The sequence below is a fragment of the Micromonospora sp. BS32 genome, from assembly GCF_059089345.1.
Genome location: NZ_JBSSHR010000010.1, coordinates 60,026 through 78,039 on the forward strand (window position 1 = coordinate 60,026; position 18,014 = coordinate 78,039).

The following is an 18,014-nucleotide window of genomic DNA, read 5'->3' on the forward strand; positions in this document are numbered from 1 at the left end:
GTAATCACCGGGTCTAGACTTCCGCCATGACGGCTGTGCATGTCCCGGGCACCCCGGTCATCGAGGACGGCCGGTTGGTCTCGACCAGCCCGGCGACGGGCGCCGAGGCGGGCCGACTCCCGGTCGCCACCCCCGCCGACGTCACCCGCGCGGTCGAGCGTGCCCGCCAGGCCGGCGCGTGGTGGGCCGGCCTGGGCAACGCCCGCCGCCGGGAACGGCTGCTGCGCTGGCGCGGCGCGCTGGCCCGGCGGATCGAGGAGCTCGCCCAGCTGGTCCACGTCGAGGGCGGCAAGCCGGTCGCCGACGCGATCGTCGAGATCCTCACCGCGATCGAGCACGTCGACTGGGCCGCCCGCAACGCCCGCCGGGTCCTCGGCCCACGCCGGGTCCGGTCCCGGCTGATCCTCGCCGAATTCTCCGGCCACCTCGAATACCAGCCGTACGGGGTGATCGGCGTGATCGGCCCCTGGAACTACCCCGTCTTCACCCCGATCGGCTCGACCGCGTACGCGCTGGCGGCCGGCAACGCGGTGGTGCTCAAGCCCAGCGAGTACACCCCGGCGGTCGGCCAGTGGCTGGTCGACAGCTTCGCCGAGGTGGTGCCGGAGCACCCGGTGCTCACCGCCGTGCACGGGCTCGGCGACGTCGGGGCGGCGCTGTGCCGGTCCGGGGTGGACAAGGTCGCCTTCACCGGCTCCACCGCCACGGCCAGGAAGGTGATGGCCGCCTGCGCCGAGTCGCTGACCCCGGTGCTGCTGGAGGCGGGCGGCAAGGACGCGATGATCGTCGACGCGGACGCCGACCTGGACGCGGCCGCCGAGGCCTGCGTGTGGGGCGCGCTGACCAACGCCGGCCAGACCTGCATCGGCATCGAGCGGGTTTACGCGGTCGAACCGGTCTTCGACGCCTTCGTCGACAAGGTGGTGGCTCGCGCCGGGCGGTTGACCGTCGGCGCCGAGGGGACGGACATCGGGCCGATCACGATGCCCGGCCAGCTCGACGTGATCCGCCGGCACATCGACGACGCGGTGGCCGCGGGCGGTCGGGCCGTCCTCGGCGGGGCGGAGGCCGTGCGGCCGCCGTACGTGCACCCGACCGTGCTGGTGGACGTGCCGGAGTCCTCCGCCGCCGTCCGCGAGGAGACCTTCGGCCCGACGCTGACCATCAACCGGGTACGCGACGCCGACGAGGCCGTCCGCCGGGCCAATGCCCTGTCGTACGGCCTGGGGGGTTCGGTCTTCGGCCGGAAGCACGCGGTGGCGATCGCCCGGCAGCTGCGCTCGGGCATGGCCTCCGTCAACTCGGCGCTCACCTTCGCCGGGATGTCCACGCTGCCGTTCGGCGGGGTGGGCGACTCCGGCTTCGGCCGCATCCACGGCGAGGACGGGCTGCGCGAGTTCGGCCGGGCCAAGGCGATCACCCGGCGCCGGGCCCGGTCGCTGCTGCCCTCGATGACCTTCGAGCGGACGCCGGCCGACGTGGCCCGCCTGGTCAAGGCCGCCAAGCTGATCTACGGCCGACGCTGACGGGTGGTCCCGGACGGCGGCGGCCCCGCAATCAGAACAGGGTCAGCTCGTCGCGCTCGATGCCGCGCAGCTTGTCGTAGTCGACCACCACGCAGCGGATGCCCCGGTCGGTGGCGAGCACCCGGGCCTGCGGCTTGATCTCCTGCGCCGCGAAGACGCCGGTCACCGGAGCGAGCAGCGGGTCCCGGTTCATCAGTTCGAGGTAGCGGGTGAGCTGCTCCACCCCGTCGATCTCGCCGCGCCGCTTGACCTCCACGGCGACCGCGCCGGAGTTCGCGTCCCGGCAGAGCAGGTCGACCGGGCCGATCGCCGTCATGTACTCGCGCCGGACCAGGGTGAACCCCTCGCCGAGGGTCTGCGGGTTGGCGGCGAGCAACTCCTGCAGGTGCGCCTCGACGCCGTCCTTGCGCAGCCCCGGGTCGACACCCAGCTCGTAGGAGGTGTCCTGGAAGATCTCCTCCAGGGTGATCCGCAGCTCCTCGCCGGCCTTGTTGACCACCCGCCAGACGCCGGGGGCCTCCTCGAGCCGGCAGGGCGGGCTCATCCAGTTGAGTGGCTTGTACGCCCGGTCGTCGGCGTGGATCGACACCGACCCGTCCGCCTTCACCATGAGCAGTCGGATGGCTGGCGGCAGGTGAGCCGAGAGCCGTCCGACGTAGTCCACCGAGCACTTCGCGATCACCAGACGCACCCGACGAGGGTAGCCGAGGACCGAACCGTCGCCACCGAGCGGCACTGGCGTGCCGGTGCGATGCTGAGATCGTGTTCGAAGTCCTCACCGGCACCGGGCTCGCCGCCTCGGCGGGTCTCAACGCCTACATCCCCCTGCTCACCATGGGCCTGCTCGCCCGCTACACCGACCTGATCGACCTGCCCGGCGGCTGGCAGTGGCTGGGCAACGGCTGGGTGCTGGCGATCCTGGCGGCGCTGCTCGCCGTCGAGGTCGTCGCCGACAAGGTGCCGGTCGTCGACCACGTCAACGACCTGGTGCAGACAGTCGTCCGGCCGACCGCCGGCGGCCTCGCGTTCGGCGCGGGGTCCAGCTCCGAGACAGTCACGGTCAGCGACCCGGGCAGCTTCTTCTCGTCGCACCAGTGGGTGCCGGTGGTGACCGGCGTGGTCATCGCGTTCGCCGTGCACCTGCTCAAGTCCGCCGCCCGGCCGGTCGTCAACGCCACCACCGCCGGCTTCGGCGCGCCGGTGGCCAGCACCGCCGAGGACGCCACCAGCGTGGTGATGTCCCTGGCGGCGATCATCCTGCCGGTGCTGGTGCTGGCGTTCCTGCTCGGCCTGGTGGCCTTCCTCTTCTGGTTCCTGCGCCGACGCTCCGACCGCCGCCGGGAACGCCAGGCCGCCCGGGCCGCGGGCTTCCGCGTCTGACCCATCGGGTACGCCTCCAGCCAGCCCGCCCGGGGGACGCCCCGGCGAGATCCTGAACGGTCGCGGTTCGCCGTTGAGCCATTGGATATGCCGCTGGCCGGCACCCCGTGAGGGGTGCCGGCCAGCGTTCGTTGGCTTGTGGGGTCAGCTGTTCCAGTGCTTGGCGACGAGGTCGGCGGCCTGCTGCTCCCACTGGGCGTAGGCGTCCGGGTAGGCGGAGACCTGCACGGTCTGGGCGGCTTCGGTCAGCGGCATGTCCTGCCAGCCGTCGATCTGCTTGAGGCCCTTCTGGAAGGCCATGGTGGAGTAGATCGGGTCGGTGATCTGCTCCGGGCTGCCCCAACCACTGGAGGGGCGCTGCTGGAACAGGCCCAGCGAGTCGTGGTCGTTGCGGTCGCCGAGGTGGCCCAGGTTCTCCAGCTTCGACTCCTGCAGGCTGGTGGCGATGGAGATGACCGCGGCCCGCTCGTCCAGACCCGACTTCTTCGTCCCGGCGATGATCGCCTTCACGTTCGCGGTCTGCTCATCGTTCAGGTCGATGCGCGACTGGCTGCCCTGCACACCGTGCGGGATCAGCTTGGCCTTGTCCACGCCCGGCTTGTCGGCCTGCACGGCCACCGCGACGGGCTTGGCGTCCACCGCCGGGGCGGCGTGCGCCTCGGCCATCGGACCGGCGAACACGCCACCGGCGAAGGCCAGACCAGCGATACCCAGAACACTCTTACGCAGCATGGTGGTCTTCATCAGAGAAGCTCCTTCGGGGGTTGGCCCAACCCGAACCAGGGGGACGGTCACGGGCGGGCAAGCACCACGAACAGGGGCGCTCAAAGCACAAGGGGGAAAGTCTTCGTCCGGCTGGCTTCACAAGCCGGGGGGCTCGGGCGCCGGGACCATGTGTAACGACCGCCTGCCCGCCATCATTCCGGGGCCACCGCATCCATCCGGCCGTGCCGGAGGGGCCTGCTACTGCGGTCGCACGGGATGTGTAACGACCCCGGGCCGGCCACGATTCCGGCCTCAGGGTGCCGCCGGTCACGGGACGACACCGCCCGGCGGGCGCAGACCGGATTTCCGGTCGCCCGTCGCCGCCCGGCGAAACCGGGCAAGCCACCACTGCGGCACAGACCGGACGCGCCGGTCAGGGGGCGGACCGGGATCGGGCAACCTCTCCACATCGCGAAACCGGGCATCCAACCCATCGGAGGTATATACGTACCGAGACTCGGAAGGGACCTGGCGGGCGCGGCGGAGGGCGAGTGGTCACCCGCGCCAGGCCGACTCAGGACACCGCGACGGGTCCAACGGGTTCGGGTGCGTTTCTCGTCGCTCCAGCGACAAGAAACGCACCCGATCAAGGCCTTGCCTCGCGCCTGGACCTCGGCGCGGGCCGGCATCGACCGGCGACGGATCGAATCTGCTCACGAGCGGTATGACTCTCCGTCACATTTATGACGGAGAGTCATACCGCTCACCACGAAGTCCACCTCCAGAGCGCGCCACGCCCGAGCGACCGCCCGCCTTGGACGCCGGCCCCGCGCCGCGCCGGCGACCGGCCAGCGATCCGGCGGTGCCCGACGGGGGCAACCCGACGGTGCGGTGGCACTGTGCGGCGGGAGGGTGCGGCCGGACGGTGCGGCCGGGAACGACCGTTCGGGGGCCACCATGACGGGCAGCCTGCTGCGATCATCAGCCGGTGTTCGTGAAGAATTCCCACCTCCTGCTGGCCGCCGGAACGGCCGCCGTGCTCGCCGCCGTCGCGGTCCTCACCGGGCCGACACCGCCGCACCGGCCCGTCCGGGCCGTGCTGAGGGCGCCGGGCAGCACCGCGACGCAGATCGGCACGGGCACGCCCGGCGGCGCCGCCACCCCGGGCGGCACGGGCACGCCGAGCATCACCACCGACGCGTCGGCAGGCACGGGCGCTCCGGGCGGCACGGGCACCCTTGGCGGCACGGGCACGCCGGGCGGCACGGGGACGGGGGCACCAGGCACCGACGCCCTGCCCGGAGCCACCCGGCCGGGCACCCTGCCCCCGGTGGTGAACCACGGTCCGCGTACCGGGGCGAAGGTGGCGCTGACCTTCGACGCGGACATGACCGAGGTGATGCGCCGCGAGCTGCGCGGCCCGCACCCCCCGTCGTACGCGAACCTGAAGGTGATCGAGCTGCTGGAGCGGGAGCGGGTGCCGGCCACCTTCTTCCTGACCGGCATGTGGGTGGAGCAGTACCCGGAGCTGACCCGCCGACTGGCCGACAATCCGCGGTTTGAGCTAGCGAACCACACCTACGCGCACGCGGCGTTCACGCCGCGCTGCTACCACCTGCCGCCGATCCCCCGCCAGCGGATGACCGCCGACGTGGCCCGGACCTTCGACGTGATCGCCCCGTACGGCGGGCGGCAGACCCGGTACTTCCGTTTCCCCGGGCTCTGCCACGACCGGACGGCGCTGACCGAGCTGGCCCCGCTCGGGGTGACCGTGGTGGACGGAGACGTGGTCAGCGGGGACCCGTTCGCCACCCGGTGGCAGCCGCTCGTTCGGGCGGTGCTGGCGGACGCCCGCCCCGGCTCGGTGATCATCCTGCACGTCACCGAGGCGAACGCGCCGATGACGGACGAGGCGCTGCCGCACATCCTGGCCGGCCTGGCCGAACGGGGCCTGACCCCGGCGCCGCTCTCCGAGGTGCTGGGCGGCTGAGCCCGACCGAAAGGTGGCGGAGACCTGGCGGGGGACCGAGCCCCGGAAGCCGGCCGCAGAATCCCCTCACATGCCTAGCATCGGGGCAGAAGCCGAGAGGGAGGTCGCCATGACCGCAGCGACGCAGATGCCCAAGGTCCAGGAGTGCACGGTCGTGTCCTGCGCCTACAACCACACCAACGACTGTCACGCCTTCGCGATCACGGTCGGCAGCAGCGACCACGCCCACTGCCACACCTTCGTCGAGTTGCCGGTGCGCGGGGGCATCGACCAGCTCGTCGCGCAGGTCGGCGCCTGCTCGCGCGCCGACTGTCGGCACAACTCCGACCTGGAGTGCCACGCCCCGTCGATCACCGTCGGCCCGCGGACGGACATGGCCGACTGCATGACCTATCAGAGCCGCTGACCGCGCGGGCCTTCCGGTTCACGACAGCCCGTTGGCCTCGCGGATCACGGTGACCATCTCGTCGATGATGGGGCTGAGGGCGAAGTCCTTCGGGGTGAAGACGCGGGCCACCCCGGCGGCGCGCAGCGCCTCCGCGTCGCCCGCGGGGATGATGCCGCCGACCACCACCGGCAGGTCGCCCCGGCCGGCGGCGCGCAGCCCGTCCAGCACGGCCGGCACGGCCGCCAGGTGCGAGCCGGAGAGCACCGACAGCCCGACCAGGTCGACGTCCTCCTCGACGGCGGCGGCCACGATCTGCCCGGCGGTCAACCGGATGCCCTGGTAGACGACCTCGAAGCCGGCGTCGCGGGCGCGTACCGCGATCTGCTCGGCGCCGTTGGAGTGCCCGTCCAGGCCGGGCTTGCCGACCAACAGCCGCAGCCGGCCGCTGCCCAGCTCCCGGGCCGTCGCGGCGACCCGCTCGCGGACCGCGCCCAGGGTGGCGTCGCCGCCCGCGCCGGCCGCGCCGGCCAGCCCGGTGGGCGCCCGGTACTCGCCGAAGACCTGGCGCAGCGCGCCGGCCCACTCGCCGGTGGTCACCCCGGCCCGCACGCACTCCAGGGTCGCCGGCATCAGGTTCGTCGTGGTCGCGGCGTCCGCGCGCAGCCGGGCCAGTGCCGCGTCGACCGCCGCGTCGTCCCGGCCGGCCCGCCACTCGCGTACGGAGGCGATGGCGGCCGCCTCGACCGCCGGATCGACCTGCTCGACGGCCTCGGCGCCGGCCGCGGTCAGCGGCGACGGCTCGGTCTCGGTGAACCGGTTGACGCCGACCACCACGTCGGCGCCGGACTCCATCCGACGGCGCCGTTCGGCGAGCGAGGCGACCAGTGCGCTCTTGAGGTAGCCGGTCTCCACGGCGGCCACCACGCCACCCATCTCCAGCACCTTGTCCAGCTCGACCCGGGCGCCGGTGACGATCCCGTCGACCAGCGCGGTCATCACGTGCGAGCCCTCGAACAGGTCGGGATACTCCAGCAGGTCCGACTCGTACGCCAGGACCTGCTGCATCCGCAGCGACCACTGCTGGTCCCACGGGCGGGGCAGGCCGAGCGCCTCGTTCCAGGCGGGCAGCTGCACCGCGCGGGCCCGGGCGTCCCGGGAGAAGGTCACGCCGAGCATCTCCAGCACGATGCGCTGGATGTTGTTCTCCGGCTGGGCTTCGGTCAGGCCGAGCGAGTTGACCTGCACGCCGTAACGGAACCGGCGCTGCTTCTGGTTCTCGACGCCGTAGCGTTCGCGGGTGATCTCGTCCCAGAGCGCCCCGAACGCGCGCATCTTGGCGATCTCCTCGACGAAGCGCACCCCGGAGTTGACGAAGAAGGAGATTCGCTGGACGACGTCGCCCATCCGCTCGGCCGGCACCTGACCGGAGTCGCGGACCGCGTCGAGCACGGCGACGGCGGTGGCGAGCGCGAAGCCGACCTCCTGCACCGGCGTCGCGCCGGCCTCCTGGAGGTGGTACGAGCAGATGTTGACCGGGTTCCACTTCGGCATCTCGCGCAGCGTGTACGCGACCACGTCGGCGGTCAGGCGCAGCGAGGCGGCCGGCGGGAAGATGTACGTCCCCCGGGACAGGTACTCCTTGATGATGTCGTTCTGTGTGGTCCCGGCGCAGGCGACCAGCTCCGCGCCCTGCTCGGCGGCGACCGTGCCGTAGAGGGCGAGCAGCCACATCGCCGGCGCGTTGATGGTCATCGAGGTGTTCATCCCGGCGAGCGGGATGCCGTCGAAGAGGGCCCGCATGTCGCCGAGGTGGGACACCGGCACGCCGACCCGGCCGACCTCGCCGACGGCCAGCTCGTGGTCCGGGTCGTACCCGGTCTGAGTGGGCAGGTCGAAGGCGACCGAAAGGCCGGTCTGCCCCTTGGCCAGGTTGCGGCGGAAGAGCGCGTTGGTGGCCGCGGCGGAGGAGTGCCCGGCGTACGTGCGCATCACCCAGGGGCGGTCGCGCTCCGGCAGCCGGTCCGGGAGAGCCTTCTCGTCCATGGCCGGAGTCTAAGTTACCGTTCAGTAAAACGGGTTGTGCAAAACCACACAGGTCCATGGAGTGGACCACCGGGTACGCCGGGCGCGACATGGCCGACACCACCACACCCCGGGCCGCCGCCACGTGCGCCGGGGTCGCACACTTGACGTCATGGATGACGAGCTCGCGATCTCCATCCGGGGACTGCGCAAGGCGTACGGCGACACTAACGCGGTGGCGGGGGTCGACCTCGACGTCCGCCGGGGCGAGGTGTTCGCTCTGCTCGGCCCGAACGGCGCGGGCAAGACCACCACGGTGGAGATCCTGGAGGGCTACCGGCAGCGCGACGCCGGTGAGGTCTCGGTGCTGGGCAGCGACCCGGCCCGCCCCGCCGCGGACTGGCGCTCCCGGGTGGGCATCGTGCTCCAGGGCACCGGCGAGTTCGACGAGCTGACCGTCGCCGAGGTGGTCCGGCACTTCTCCGGCTTCTACCCCGACGCCGACGACCCGGACAAGGTGGTAGAGCGGGTCGGCCTGGCCGGCAAGGCGAAGGCCCGTACGCACACCCTCTCCGGCGGGCAGAAGCGCCGGCTCGACGTGGCGCTGGGCATCATCGGCCGCCCCGAGCTGCTCTTCCTCGACGAGCCGACCACCGGTTTCGACCCGGAGGCCCGGCGGGAGTTCTGGGAGCTGATCCGGGACCTGGCCGCCGTCGGCACCACCATCGTCCTCACCACGCACTACCTGGACGAGGCGGAGTCGCTGGCCGACCGGGTCGGCGTGATCGCCGGCGGCCGGCTGGTCGAGGTGGCCCCGCCGAACCGGCTCGGCAACCGGCAGGAGGCCCTGGCGACGGTCTCCTGGCGTACCCCGGACGGGGTGGTGGAGAGCGCGGAGAGCGCGACGCCGACGGCCCTGGTGGCGGAGTTGGCCGCGCGTTTCGGCGGCGAGGTCCCCGGCCTGATGGTGACCCGGCCGACCCTGGAAGACGTCTACCTGCGGATGATCGGACACTGATGACGACCACCACGAAGCCGGCGGCCCCGGTCGCCGCCACGGGCGCCCGGCGGGTCGGGCCGGGCGCGCTCGCGCTGCGGCAGGGCCGGCTGGAAATCACCCAGTTCCTGCGCAGCCGGGAGTCCGTCGTCTTCACGATGGGCTTCCCGATCATCATGATCCTGATCTTCGCGGCGATCTTCGACGGGACGATCGGCGGCGGGGTGAAGTTCACCCAGTACTTCATCACCGGCATGATCGCGACCGGCCTGATGACGGTGAGCTTCCAGAACCTCGGCATCTGGATCCCGATCGAGCGGGACCGGGGGGTGCTCAAGCGCTACCGGGGCACACCGATGCCCAAGTGGGTCTGGTTCGCCGGCAAGGTGATCATGGTGGTGGCGATCGGCATCGCCGAGACGGCGCTGCTCCTGGTCGTCGCCGTCGCGCTCTTCGACCTCGACCTGCCGGCCACCGCCGCGAAGTGGTTCACCTTCGGCTGGGTCGCCGTGCTGGGCGTCACCGCCTGCACCCTGTGCGGGATCGCCATCTCGTCGCTGGCCCGCACCGCGCGCAGCGGCTCCGCGGTGGTCACCCCGGTCTCCCTGGTCCTCCAGTTCATCTCCGGGGTGTTCTTCGTCTTCACCGACCTGCCGAACTGGATGCAGCAGACGGCGGCGCTCTTCCCACTCAAGTGGATGTGCCAGGGACTGCGCTCGGTCTTCCTGCCGGAGAGCTTCGGCGCCCAGGAGCCGGGCGGCTCCTTCGAGCTGGGCCGGGTAGCCCTCGTGCTGGCCGCCTGGTGCGTCATCGGCCTGGTCCTCTGCCTGACCACCTTCCGCTGGACCACCAAGCGCGACGGCTGACCGACGGACACCGAAGGGGCCGGGCGCGTCGCGCCCGGCCCCTTCGCGTGGGCTCAGTACTGGTAGAAACCGGTGCCGGTCTTGCGGCCGAGGTCGCCGGCGGTGGCCATCCGCTGGAGCAGCTCCGGCGGGAAGAACTTCTCGTCGGCGGTGTCGGTGTAGATGTTCTTCGCGGCGTTCAGCAGCACGTCCACGCCGGTCAGGTCGACCGTGGCCAGCGGCCCCATGGCGTGCCCGAAGCCCAGCTTGCAGGCGGTGTCCAGGTCCTCCGCCGAGACCACGCCGGACTCGACCAGCTTGACCGCCTCCATGGCGAGGGCGCAGATCAGCCGGGTCGTCACGAAGCCGGCGATGTCCCGGTTCACCACCACGACCGTCTTGCCGATCCCCTCGGCGAACGCCTTCGCGGTCGCGAGCGTCTCGTCGCTGGTCTTGTAGCCCCGGACCAGCTCGCAGAGCTTCATCATCGGCACCGGCGAGAAGAAGTGCGTGCCGACGACCGACTCCGGCCGCTCGGTCGCCGTGGCGATCTGGGTGACCGGGATGGCCGAGGTGTTGGTGGCCAGGATCGCGTCGGACTTGCAGATCTTGTCCAGCGCGCGGAACACCTCGTGCTTGATCTCGATCTTCTCGAAGACCGCCTCGACGACGATGTCCGCGTCGGCGGCCGCCTCCAGCTCGGTGGTCGGGGTGATCCGGCCCAGGGTCGCCTCGACCTCGGAGGAATCGATCATGCCCTTCTCGGCGAACTTCGCCAGCGACTTCCGGATGCCGTCGACGCCCCGCTTCGTGGCGGCGTCGTCCACGTCCCGCAGGGTCACCTGCCAGCCCGCCTGCGCCGCCACCTGGGCGATGCCGGAGCCCATCAGCCCGGCCCCGACGACCGCGAGTCGACCCGCCATCTACTTCTCCCTCGCTGCGATTGAGTGTCTGTCAGCACCCTAGTCGGCGAGCCTGAACGACGGCTAAGGCCCTCAGATCGTGAGGTCGGGCGCCTCCGGCGCCGTGCCCCGCTCCACCTCGACGCCGAGCGCCCGCAGGTCGGCCACGAAGTCCGGGTAGCCACGGTCGACGTGATGCACGTGGGAGACCTCGGTGACCCCGTCCGCGCAGAGCCCGGCGATGATCAGCCCAGCGCCGGCCCGGATGTCGGTGGCGCGTACCGGGGCGCCGGAGAGCCGGTCCCGGCCCCGGACCACGGCGTGGTGGCCGTCGGTCTTGATGTCCGCGCCGAGGCGCATCATCTCGTTGGCGAACATGAACCGGCCGTCGAAGATGTTCTCGGTGATCAGTGAGGCGCCGTCGCTCACCGCGGCCAGGCCGATCGCCATCGGCAGCAGGTCGGTGGCGAAACCCGGGAACGGCAGGGTGACCACGTCCACCGCCGCCGGCCGGTCGTCGGCGCGTACCCGGAAGGCGTCACCGCGGGTCTCCACCAGCGCGCCGGCCGAGACCAGCTTGTCCAGCGCGACCTCCAGGTACGCCGGGTCGATGCCGGTGACCGTGACGTCCCCGCGGGTCATCGCCGCCCCGAACGCCCAGGTGCCGGCGACGATCCGGTCCCCCACCGTGGCGTGCCGCACCGGGTGCAGCTCGGGCACGCCGACGATACGCAGGGTGGAACTGCCCGCCCCGGAGATCCGGGCGCCCATCTGGCTCAGCATCGTGCAGATGTCGACGATCTCCGGCTCCCGGGCCGCGTTGTCGATCACCGTCACGCCCCGGGCCAGCACCGCCGCCATCACCAGGTTCTCGGTGGCGCCCACGCTCGGGAAGTCCAGCACGATCTCCGCGCCGTGCAGGCCGTCCGGGGCGGCGGCGATCACGAAGCCGTGCTCGCCGGAGATGTCCGCGCCCATCCGGGTCAGCCCCGAGATGTGCATGTCCAGCCCGCGCGAGCCGATCGCGTCGCCGCCGGGATGGGCGACCCGCACGTACCCCCGGCGGGCCAGCAGCGGGCCGAGCACGCAGATCGACGCCCGCAGCCGGCGGACCAGGTCGTAGTCGGCCTCCGCCCCCGGCCGCTCCGGCACGTCGATGACCACCGAGCGGGACCGGGCCACCCCGCCCCGGGCGACCATCGGGTCGACCGGGTCGTCCGCGTCGAAGCTGACCCCGCAGCCGAGCCGGCGCAGCACCTCCCCCATGATCGCGATGTCGGTGATCCGGGGAACGTTGGTGATCACGCTCCGGCCGGGGGCCAGCAGCGCCGCGGCCATCAGCTTCAACGCCGAGTTCTTCGCCCCCACCACGTGGACCGTGCCGGCCAGGCGGGCGTCGCCGGGAACCCGGATGACATCGACGTCCTCGACCGCTGGATCACCGCCGTCGCCGGGCCCCACCCCACCCGGCCAACCGGCGGCCGGGTCGGGCCGCGCCGGGATCGTCAGGTCCGGTATCCGTAGGCTGTGCGTCATGGCCGTCCACCTCACGCGCATCTACACCAAGGCCGGCGACGCCGGCATGACCAGGCTGAGCAACAACGAGCAGGTGCCGAAGACCGATCCGCGGATCGCCGCGTACGCGGATGTCGACGAGTGCAACGCCGCGATCGGCGTGGCCCTCGCCCTGGGACAGCTCGACGACGAGCTGCGGGCGGTGCTGGGCTCGATCCAGAACGACCTGTTCGACGTGGGCGCCGACCTGGCCACCCCGGTCGAGCCGGACCCCAAGTACCCGCCGCTGCGGGTGACCGAGGAGTACGTCGAGCGTCTGGAGGGCTGGTGCGACGAGTACAACGCACGCCTGAGCAAGCTCGACTCCTTCATCCTCCCCGGCGGCACCGCGGGCGCGGCGCTGCTGCACGTGGCACGGACGATCGCCCGGCGCGCCGAGCGGGCCGCCTGGGCCCTGGTCGCTCATGATCCGGATCGCACCAGCTCCCTTCCGGCCAAGTATCTCAATCGCCTCTCCGACCTGCTGTTCATCCTGTCAAGAACGGCAAATCCGGCCGGAGATGTGCTATGGGTGCCGGGCGGCAAGCGCTGAGCACCGGCGCGCTGCACCACGTCGAGGTCTGGGTGCCGGACCTCGCCGCCGCGCGGGCGAGCTGGGGCTGGCTCCTGGGCGAGCTGGGCTGGACGCCGTACCAGGACTGGCCGGCCGGCCGGTCCTGGCGGTTCGGCCCGACCTACCTGGTCATCGAGGAGTCCCCGGCGCTGTCCGGGCGGGTCCACGACCGGCTCGCCCCGGGCCTGAACCATCTGGCCTTCCACGCCGGTCCGCCCGCCGCGGTGGACCGGCTGGTCGCGGCGGCGCCGGCGCACGGCTGGGAGCTGCTCTTCCCGGATCGGCACCCGCACGCGGGCGGACCGGGGAGCTACGCCGGCTACCTCACCGACGGGCAGGGGTACGAGGTCGAGCTGGTCGCCTCCGCGGGACCGGCGAGGGCTTCCGATGAAGAGCCCTGACACGCGGCGCAGCATGAGGGGTTTGGGGGGAGCCCGCCCGCGGAGGGATCAAGCCTGACCGCCTGGAGCGGGTGGGCTCCCCCCAAACCCCGGAGCGCGAGGCGGCCGTCAGGCGGCGGGCCAGTCCTGCGGGGCGAGACGCGGCGAGGCCGCCCCGGGCGGGGCGGCCTCGAGCCAGGAGAGGAAACCGGTGACCGTGGAGCGCGCCATGGCGATCTCGACGGGCGCGTGCTGGCTGGTACAGCGCAGGATCACCCAGTCGGCGGGCATGGAGAGGCGCTCCTGACCTTCCGGGAGCCGACGGCGTTCCACCGCCAACTCCTTACGGGAGAGCACCCGCTTGGGTCGCAGCGCGAAGCTGAACATTCGGTACCAGCGGAGCTCGTCGGCGGCGAAGCGGCCGAAGCCGGGCGACCAACCGCGCCCGTCGAGCACGGTGGTGACCCGGACGCTGAGCCGGATGATACCCCCGCTACGGGTGACCAGGGCCCGCCGGATGAAGAGGATCAGAAGCCCGGCGAGCACCACCGCGAGGCCAATTCCGATCCCTTCCACGATCTCCATCGGCGGGTCGGCTCAGCGTGCCGGAGTCGCGGGGGTGGCGCTCTCGGCGAGGACGGTGACGCCCTCACCGGTCACCGACAGGAAGCCGCCCGCGACGTCGTAGGCGACCTGCTCACCGCCGGCCTGCTTGATCCGGACCTGGCTCGGCTCGGCGAGCTGGCCGAGCAGGGGCGCGTGCCCCGGCAGCACACCCAGCTCACCCTCGGTCGTCCGGGCGACGACCATCTCGGCCTCACCCGACCAGATCTTCTCCTCGACGGCTACGAGCTCGACGTGAAGCTGCTGTGCCACGCTGTCTCCTTGCTGCGGCGGCGGATTGTCGAAAGTCTAGTCCCCACCGTGCGGGCCACCCCCACGTGGGTGGCGAGACCTGTACCACCCGGCATCACGGGCACGCCACGGCGGGCCGGCACCGTGCCGACCCGCCGGGCGTACGGGCTCACTTGGTCTTCTGGCGGAACTCCGGGTGCTCCAGCATGAACGCGTCGAGCTGCTCGTCCTTGAGCGCCGTGAAGAAGTCGGCCACGGCGGGCACGAACTTCTCCCCCCGGTACGCCGAGCCGGTGCCGATCGGCTCGCCCGGCAGCTTGATCGTCTCGATGTTCTCCGACCGGATGCCCTTCAGGGCGACCGCGAAGTCGACCACGCTGTTGCCCCGGCCGTTGAAGGTCAGCGACTTGCCGGCGGCCCGGATCACCCGGTCCAGCTTGATCGGGTTGGTCACCACGTCCGAGCCGAGGGCCTGGCTGGCCATCGCCTTGATGAACTGCTGCTGGTGGCGCTGCCGGCCGTAGTCGGCGTCCGGCACGCCGTTCTTCGGGTAACGCTGCCGGACGTAGTCCAGCGCCTGCCACCCGTTGAGGTGGGCGTTGCCCTTCTTGTACTCCGCCTGCGGGCCGAGGTAGCCGCCCCCGCCCGGCTTCAGCGTGCGCATGGTGCCGTCCGGCTTACGGTGCTCGGAGCGGACGTCCCGCTCGATGTACATGTCGACGCCGCCCATCGCGTCGACGATCTTCTGGAACCCGGCGAAGTTGATGATCGCGCCCGCGTCGAACCGCTCGATGCCGGTCACGTTCTGCAGGGTCTTGGCGAGCAGCTCGAAGCCCTGCGGGGCGCTCGGATTCTGCCCCGGGACGTTGCTGCCGTGCGACATCGCGCCGTTGAGCTTGCCGGAGCCGCCGGAGTACTCGGCCTTCTCGAACTCCGGGATATCGACGTAGAGGTCACGCGGCATGGAGAAGAGGTAGGCCCGGTCCATCGACGACGGTACGTGCAGGATCATGATCGAGTCGGCGAGCGGCCGGGTCTCCGCCTTGCGGGGGTCGATACCCACCAGCAGGATGTTCAACGGACCCTTGATGTCGCTCTTGCGCTCCTGGGCACCGGCGGCCTGGTCGCCGAAGAGGTCGGCCTTGCCCACCGCCCCCTCGTAGCGGGACAGCAGCGCCTCGTAGCCCACCAGCACCACACCGCTGAGCAGCATCAGCACGGCGCCGAACACCGTGCAGGTGCGGGCCCACCGCGGCACGCCGAACCAGATGGACGACTTGGCGCCGCCCTTGCCGGCCTTACCCACTAGCTTCTCCATTCGTCACGCCCACGACAAGGAGACGGGCGCACGCAGCCGAATAGTTGCACCGGATCGGCGCCCGTTCGTGAGCGTCGCGCTCGAAACGGTACCGCGCGTCGGCGGGAAACGCGTATGTGGCAACCGGACGGCCGGGACGAACACCGCGTAACGGCCGAAGGCCACCCCGGCTGACGCCGGGATGGCCTTCGTATGTGTCGCGGGACTCAGCCCTGCGCCATCAGCTCCTTGGCCTTGGCCTCGAGGTCCTCGAGACCGCCGCACATGAAGAACGCCTGCTCGGGGAAGTGGTCGTACTCGCCCTCGCTGATCTTCTTGAACGCGTCGATGGTCTCGGCGATCGGGACCGTCGAGCCCGGCACGCCGGTGAACTGCTCGGCGGCGTAGGTGTTCTGCGACAGGAAGCGCTCGATCCGCCGGGCCCGGGCCACGGTGATCTTGTCTTCCTCCGAGAGCTCCTCGATGCCGAGGATGGCGATGATGTCCTGCAGGTCCTTGTAGCGCTGCAGGATCCGCTTCACCTCGGTGGCCACCGCGAAGTGCTCGGCGCCGACGAACTCCGGGGCGAGGATCCGGGACGAGGACGCCAGCGGGTCCACGGCCGGGTAGATGCCCTTGTCGGAGATCGACCGCTCCAGGTTGGTGGTCGCGTCCAGGTGGGCGAACGTCGTGGCCGGCGCCGGGTCGGTGTAGTCGTCGGCGGGCACGTAGATCGCCTGCATCGAGGTGATGGCCTGACCCCGGACGGAGGTGATCCGCTCCTGGAGCTCGCCCATCTCGTCGGCCAGGGTCGGCTGGTAACCCACGGCGCTCGGCATCCGGCCGAGCAGCGTGGAGACCTCGGAACCGGCCTGGGTGAAGCGGAAGATGTTGTCGATGAAGAGCAGCACCTCCTGCTTCTTCACGTCCCGGAAGTACTCCGCCATGGTCAGCGCGGAGAGGGCGACCCGCAGCCGGGTGCCCGGCGGCTCGTCCATCTGGCCGTAGACCAGCGCGGTCTTGTCGATGACGCCGGACTCGGTCATCTCGGCGATCAGGTCGTTGCCCTCACGGGTGCGCTCACCCACGCCGGCGAAGACCGAGGTACCACCGAAGTTCCGGGCCACCCGGGTGATCATCTCCTGGATGAGCACCGTCTTGCCCACGCCGGCACCGCCGAACAGGCCGATCTTGCCGCCCTTGACGTACGGGGCGAGCAGGTCGATGACCTTGATGCCGGTCTCCAGCATCTCGGTCTTCGGCTCCAGGTCCGCGAAGGCCGGGGCCTTGCGGTGGATGCCCCACCGGTCGTCGGCCTGGATGGTCTCACCCTCGGTGAGGTTCAGGCACTCGCCGATCGCGTTGAACACGTGGCCCTTGACCGCGTCGCCCACCGGAACGGTGATCGGCTCGCCGCGGTCACGCACCTCCGCGCCGCGGACCAGACCGTCGGTCGGCTGCATCGAGATGGCGCGGACCATGTTGTCACCCAGGTGCTGGGCGACCTCCAGGGTCAGCGTCTTCTCACCGCCGGACAGTTTCACGTCGACGTTCAGGGCGTTGAACAGGGCCGGCATGGCGTCGCGCGGGAACTCGGCGTCGACGACCGGGCCGATGACCCGGACCACGCGACCCGTGGCCGTCTTGGTCTCCACTGGTGCAGTCATCACACTTCACTTCCCGACGCGGCCAGCGCGTTCGCGCCGCCGACGATCTCGCTGATCTCCTGGGTGATCCCGGCCTGGCGGGCCGAGTTCATCTCACGCGTGTACTTCTCGATCATGTCTTCGGCGTTGTCAGTGGCGCTCTTCATCGCCCGCCGCCGGGCCGCCGACTCGCTCGCGGCCGACTCGATCAACGCCGCGTAGATCCGCGTGTTGATGTATTTCGGCAGCAGCGCGTCGAGCAGCGCCTCCGCCTCCGGCTCGAACTCGTACGCCGGCAGCAGCCCCTCGGACCGCGGCCGGTCCTCGACCTGCATCGGGCCGATGATCTTCGCGACCGGCGTCTGGGTCATCAGGGAGTGGAACTCGGTGTAGACCATGTGCAGCTCGTCGATCCCGAGCACCCCGTCCGCCCCGGCCTTGCCCTCCGCGTCGTCCGCGCCGGCCGAGAACGCCTTGATCAGCGTCTCGCCCACCTCGCGGGCGTCGGCGAAGGACGGCTGCTCCGAGAAGCCCGTCCAGTTCGCCGCCATCTCCCGGTTGCGGAACCGGTAGAACCCGACGCCCTTGCGCCCGATGACGTAGAGCACCGGCTCCTTGCCGTCGGCCTTGAGCCGGGCGATGAGCGACTCCGCCGTCCTGATGGCGTTGGAGCTGTAACCGCCGGCCAGGCCCCGGTCACTGGTGACCAGCAGGACGCCCGCCCGCCGCACCTGCTCGCGCGGGGTGAGCAGCGGGTGGTCGATCCGCGCGTTGGACGCCAGCGCCGTGAGCACGCCGGTGATGGCCTTGGCGTACGGCAGGGACGCCTCCACCCGGGCCTGGGCTTTGGCGATCCGGCTCGTCGCCACGAGCTCCATCGCCTTGGTGATCTTCTTCATCCCCTTCGCCGAGCGGATCCGCTGGCGAAGTACGCGAACCTGGGCAGCCATGGA

Annotated in this window: 18 protein-coding genes; 8 read left to right on the forward strand and 10 right to left on the reverse strand. The window is 71.3% G+C overall.

What is annotated here, in order from left to right; translation table 11 throughout:
- Nucleotides 1-26: 26 nt before the first annotated feature.
- Nucleotides 27-1,526: an aldehyde dehydrogenase family protein gene (locus tag AC5RWQ_RS16800; protein WP_494283659.1), complete on the forward strand. Its 1,500-nt coding sequence runs from the start codon at nucleotides 27-29 to the stop codon at nucleotides 1,524-1,526.
- Between the two features lie 31 nt (nucleotides 1,527-1,557).
- On the opposite strand, the gene nucS is transcribed toward AC5RWQ_RS16800, so the two are convergent.
- Nucleotides 1,558-2,217: an endonuclease NucS gene (nucS, locus tag AC5RWQ_RS16805; protein WP_334492329.1), complete on the reverse strand. Its 660-nt coding sequence runs from the start codon at nucleotides 2,215-2,217 to the stop codon at nucleotides 1,558-1,560.
- A gap of 71 nt (nucleotides 2,218-2,288) precedes the next feature.
- On the opposite strand from nucS, the gene AC5RWQ_RS16810 reads away from it, so the two are divergent.
- Complete coding sequence (locus AC5RWQ_RS16810) at nucleotides 2,289-2,906, forward strand: DUF4126 domain-containing protein (protein WP_334492331.1); 618 nt, start codon at nucleotides 2,289-2,291, stop codon at nucleotides 2,904-2,906.
- Nucleotides 2,907-3,050: 144 nt separating this feature from the next.
- Here AC5RWQ_RS16810 and AC5RWQ_RS16815 read toward each other — a convergent pair whose 3' ends face one another.
- A complete protein-coding gene (locus tag AC5RWQ_RS16815) occupies nucleotides 3,051-3,650 on the reverse strand; it encodes a hypothetical protein (protein ID WP_494283015.1) in 600 nt (199 codons plus the stop codon).
- A 949-nt stretch (nucleotides 3,651-4,599) separates the two neighbouring features.
- Here AC5RWQ_RS16815 and AC5RWQ_RS16820 point away from each other — a divergent pair.
- On the forward strand, nucleotides 4,600-5,601 hold the full coding sequence (locus AC5RWQ_RS16820) for a polysaccharide deacetylase family protein (RefSeq protein WP_494283660.1): 1,002 nt from the start codon (nucleotides 4,600-4,602) through the stop codon (nucleotides 5,599-5,601).
- A gap of 109 nt (nucleotides 5,602-5,710) precedes the next feature.
- Nucleotides 5,711-6,007: a DUF1540 domain-containing protein gene (locus tag AC5RWQ_RS16825; protein WP_334490909.1), complete on the forward strand. Its 297-nt coding sequence runs from the start codon at nucleotides 5,711-5,713 to the stop codon at nucleotides 6,005-6,007.
- Between the two features lie 18 nt (nucleotides 6,008-6,025).
- Here the strand turns inward: AC5RWQ_RS16825 and AC5RWQ_RS16830 are convergent, their stop codons facing one another.
- Nucleotides 6,026-8,032, reverse strand: a complete 2,007-nt coding sequence (locus tag AC5RWQ_RS16830) for a protein meaA (RefSeq protein WP_494283661.1) — start codon at nucleotides 8,030-8,032, stop codon at nucleotides 6,026-6,028.
- A gap of 151 nt (nucleotides 8,033-8,183) precedes the next feature.
- Between AC5RWQ_RS16830 and AC5RWQ_RS16835 the strand changes: the two genes are divergently transcribed.
- Nucleotides 8,184-9,029, forward strand: a complete 846-nt coding sequence (locus AC5RWQ_RS16835; protein WP_494283662.1) for an ABC transporter ATP-binding protein — start codon at nucleotides 8,184-8,186, stop codon at nucleotides 9,027-9,029.
- The gene (locus AC5RWQ_RS16840) at nucleotides 9,029-9,874 is read left to right on the forward strand and encodes an ABC transporter permease (RefSeq protein WP_494283663.1); all 846 of its coding nucleotides are present in this window, start codon (nucleotides 9,029-9,031) and stop codon (nucleotides 9,872-9,874) included. Before AC5RWQ_RS16835 ends, AC5RWQ_RS16840 begins: the two co-directional genes overlap by 1 nt.
- A 53-nt stretch (nucleotides 9,875-9,927) precedes the next feature.
- On the opposite strand, the gene AC5RWQ_RS16845 is transcribed toward AC5RWQ_RS16840, so the two are convergent.
- Both AC5RWQ_RS16845 and murA read right to left on the reverse strand, forming a co-directional pair.
- Nucleotides 9,928-10,776: a 3-hydroxyacyl-CoA dehydrogenase family protein gene (locus AC5RWQ_RS16845; protein ID WP_494283664.1), complete on the reverse strand. Its 849-nt coding sequence runs from the start codon at nucleotides 10,774-10,776 to the stop codon at nucleotides 9,928-9,930.
- 72 nt (nucleotides 10,777-10,848) lie between these two features.
- Entirely contained in the window at nucleotides 10,849-12,291 is a 1,443-nt protein-coding gene (gene murA, locus AC5RWQ_RS16850; protein WP_494283665.1) for a UDP-N-acetylglucosamine 1-carboxyvinyltransferase, read from the reverse strand.
- Here murA and AC5RWQ_RS16855 point away from each other — a divergent pair.
- Both AC5RWQ_RS16855 and AC5RWQ_RS16860 read left to right on the forward strand, forming a co-directional pair.
- On the forward strand, nucleotides 12,290-12,862 hold the full coding sequence (locus AC5RWQ_RS16855) for a cob(I)yrinic acid a,c-diamide adenosyltransferase (RefSeq protein ID WP_334490902.1): 573 nt from the start codon (nucleotides 12,290-12,292) through the stop codon (nucleotides 12,860-12,862). The genes murA and AC5RWQ_RS16855 overlap by 2 nt on opposite strands.
- Nucleotides 12,838-13,284 carry a VOC family protein gene (locus tag AC5RWQ_RS16860; protein ID WP_494283666.1) on the forward strand — a complete coding sequence of 149 codons (447 nt, stop codon included), beginning with the start codon at nucleotides 12,838-12,840 and terminating at the stop codon, nucleotides 13,282-13,284. Before AC5RWQ_RS16855 ends, AC5RWQ_RS16860 begins: the two co-directional genes overlap by 25 nt.
- 108 nt (nucleotides 13,285-13,392) lie before the next feature.
- Here AC5RWQ_RS16860 and AC5RWQ_RS16865 read toward each other — a convergent pair whose 3' ends face one another.
- From AC5RWQ_RS16865 to AC5RWQ_RS16885, 5 genes are all read right to left on the reverse strand, one after another.
- Nucleotides 13,393-13,848, reverse strand: coding sequence for a DUF2550 domain-containing protein (locus AC5RWQ_RS16865; protein WP_494283667.1), 456 nt, complete (start codon nucleotides 13,846-13,848; stop codon nucleotides 13,393-13,395).
- Nucleotides 13,849-13,860: 12 nt separating this feature from the next.
- Nucleotides 13,861-14,139 carry a F0F1 ATP synthase subunit epsilon gene (locus AC5RWQ_RS16870; protein ID WP_334490899.1) on the reverse strand — a complete coding sequence of 93 codons (279 nt, stop codon included), beginning with the start codon at nucleotides 14,137-14,139 and terminating at the stop codon, nucleotides 13,861-13,863.
- A 148-nt stretch (nucleotides 14,140-14,287) separates the two neighbouring features.
- A complete protein-coding gene (locus tag AC5RWQ_RS16875) occupies nucleotides 14,288-15,436 on the reverse strand; it encodes an LCP family protein (protein ID WP_494283668.1) in 1,149 nt (382 codons plus the stop codon).
- Between the two features lie 206 nt (nucleotides 15,437-15,642).
- Nucleotides 15,643-17,082, reverse strand: coding sequence for a F0F1 ATP synthase subunit beta (atpD, locus tag AC5RWQ_RS16880; protein WP_494283669.1), 1,440 nt, complete (start codon nucleotides 17,080-17,082; stop codon nucleotides 15,643-15,645).
- Entirely contained in the window at nucleotides 17,082-18,011 is a 930-nt protein-coding gene (locus AC5RWQ_RS16885) for a F0F1 ATP synthase subunit gamma (protein WP_494283670.1), read from the reverse strand. Before AC5RWQ_RS16885 ends, atpD begins: the two co-directional genes overlap by 1 nt.
- Nucleotides 18,012-18,014 lie beyond the last annotated feature (3 nt).

Excerpts from the sequence above, each read along its gene's own strand:
- AC5RWQ_RS16800 (WP_494283659.1), top strand. The coding sequence starts at position 27 with ATGACGGCTGTGCATGTCCCGGGCACCCCGGTCATCGAGGACGGCCGG.
- AC5RWQ_RS16815 (WP_494283015.1), bottom strand. The coding sequence starts at position 3,650 with ATGAAGACCACCATGCTGCGTAAGAGTGTTCTGGGTATCGCTGGTCTG.
- AC5RWQ_RS16825 (WP_334490909.1), top strand. The coding sequence starts at position 5,711 with ATGACCGCAGCGACGCAGATGCCCAAGGTCCAGGAGTGCACGGTCGTG.
- AC5RWQ_RS16830 (WP_494283661.1), bottom strand. The coding sequence starts at position 8,032 with ATGGACGAGAAGGCTCTCCCGGACCGGCTGCCGGAGCGCGACCGCCCC.
- AC5RWQ_RS16835 (WP_494283662.1), top strand. The coding sequence starts at position 8,184 with ATGGATGACGAGCTCGCGATCTCCATCCGGGGACTGCGCAAGGCGTAC.
- AC5RWQ_RS16840 (WP_494283663.1), top strand. The coding sequence starts at position 9,029 with ATGACGACCACCACGAAGCCGGCGGCCCCGGTCGCCGCCACGGGCGCC.
- AC5RWQ_RS16845 (WP_494283664.1), bottom strand. The coding sequence starts at position 10,776 with ATGGCGGGTCGACTCGCGGTCGTCGGGGCCGGGCTGATGGGCTCCGGC.
- AC5RWQ_RS16855 (WP_334490902.1), top strand. The coding sequence starts at position 12,290 with ATGGCCGTCCACCTCACGCGCATCTACACCAAGGCCGGCGACGCCGGC.
- murA (WP_494283665.1), bottom strand. The coding sequence starts at position 12,291 with ATGACGCACAGCCTACGGATACCGGACCTGACGATCCCGGCGCGGCCC.
- AC5RWQ_RS16860 (WP_494283666.1), top strand. The coding sequence starts at position 12,838 with ATGGGTGCCGGGCGGCAAGCGCTGAGCACCGGCGCGCTGCACCACGTC.
- AC5RWQ_RS16865 (WP_494283667.1), bottom strand. The coding sequence starts at position 13,848 with ATGGAGATCGTGGAAGGGATCGGAATTGGCCTCGCGGTGGTGCTCGCC.
- AC5RWQ_RS16875 (WP_494283668.1), bottom strand. The coding sequence starts at position 15,436 with ATGGAGAAGCTAGTGGGTAAGGCCGGCAAGGGCGGCGCCAAGTCGTCC.
- atpD (WP_494283669.1), bottom strand. The coding sequence starts at position 17,082 with ATGACTGCACCAGTGGAGACCAAGACGGCCACGGGTCGCGTGGTCCGG.
- AC5RWQ_RS16885 (WP_494283670.1), bottom strand. The coding sequence starts at position 18,011 with ATGGCTGCCCAGGTTCGCGTACTTCGCCAGCGGATCCGCTCGGCGAAG.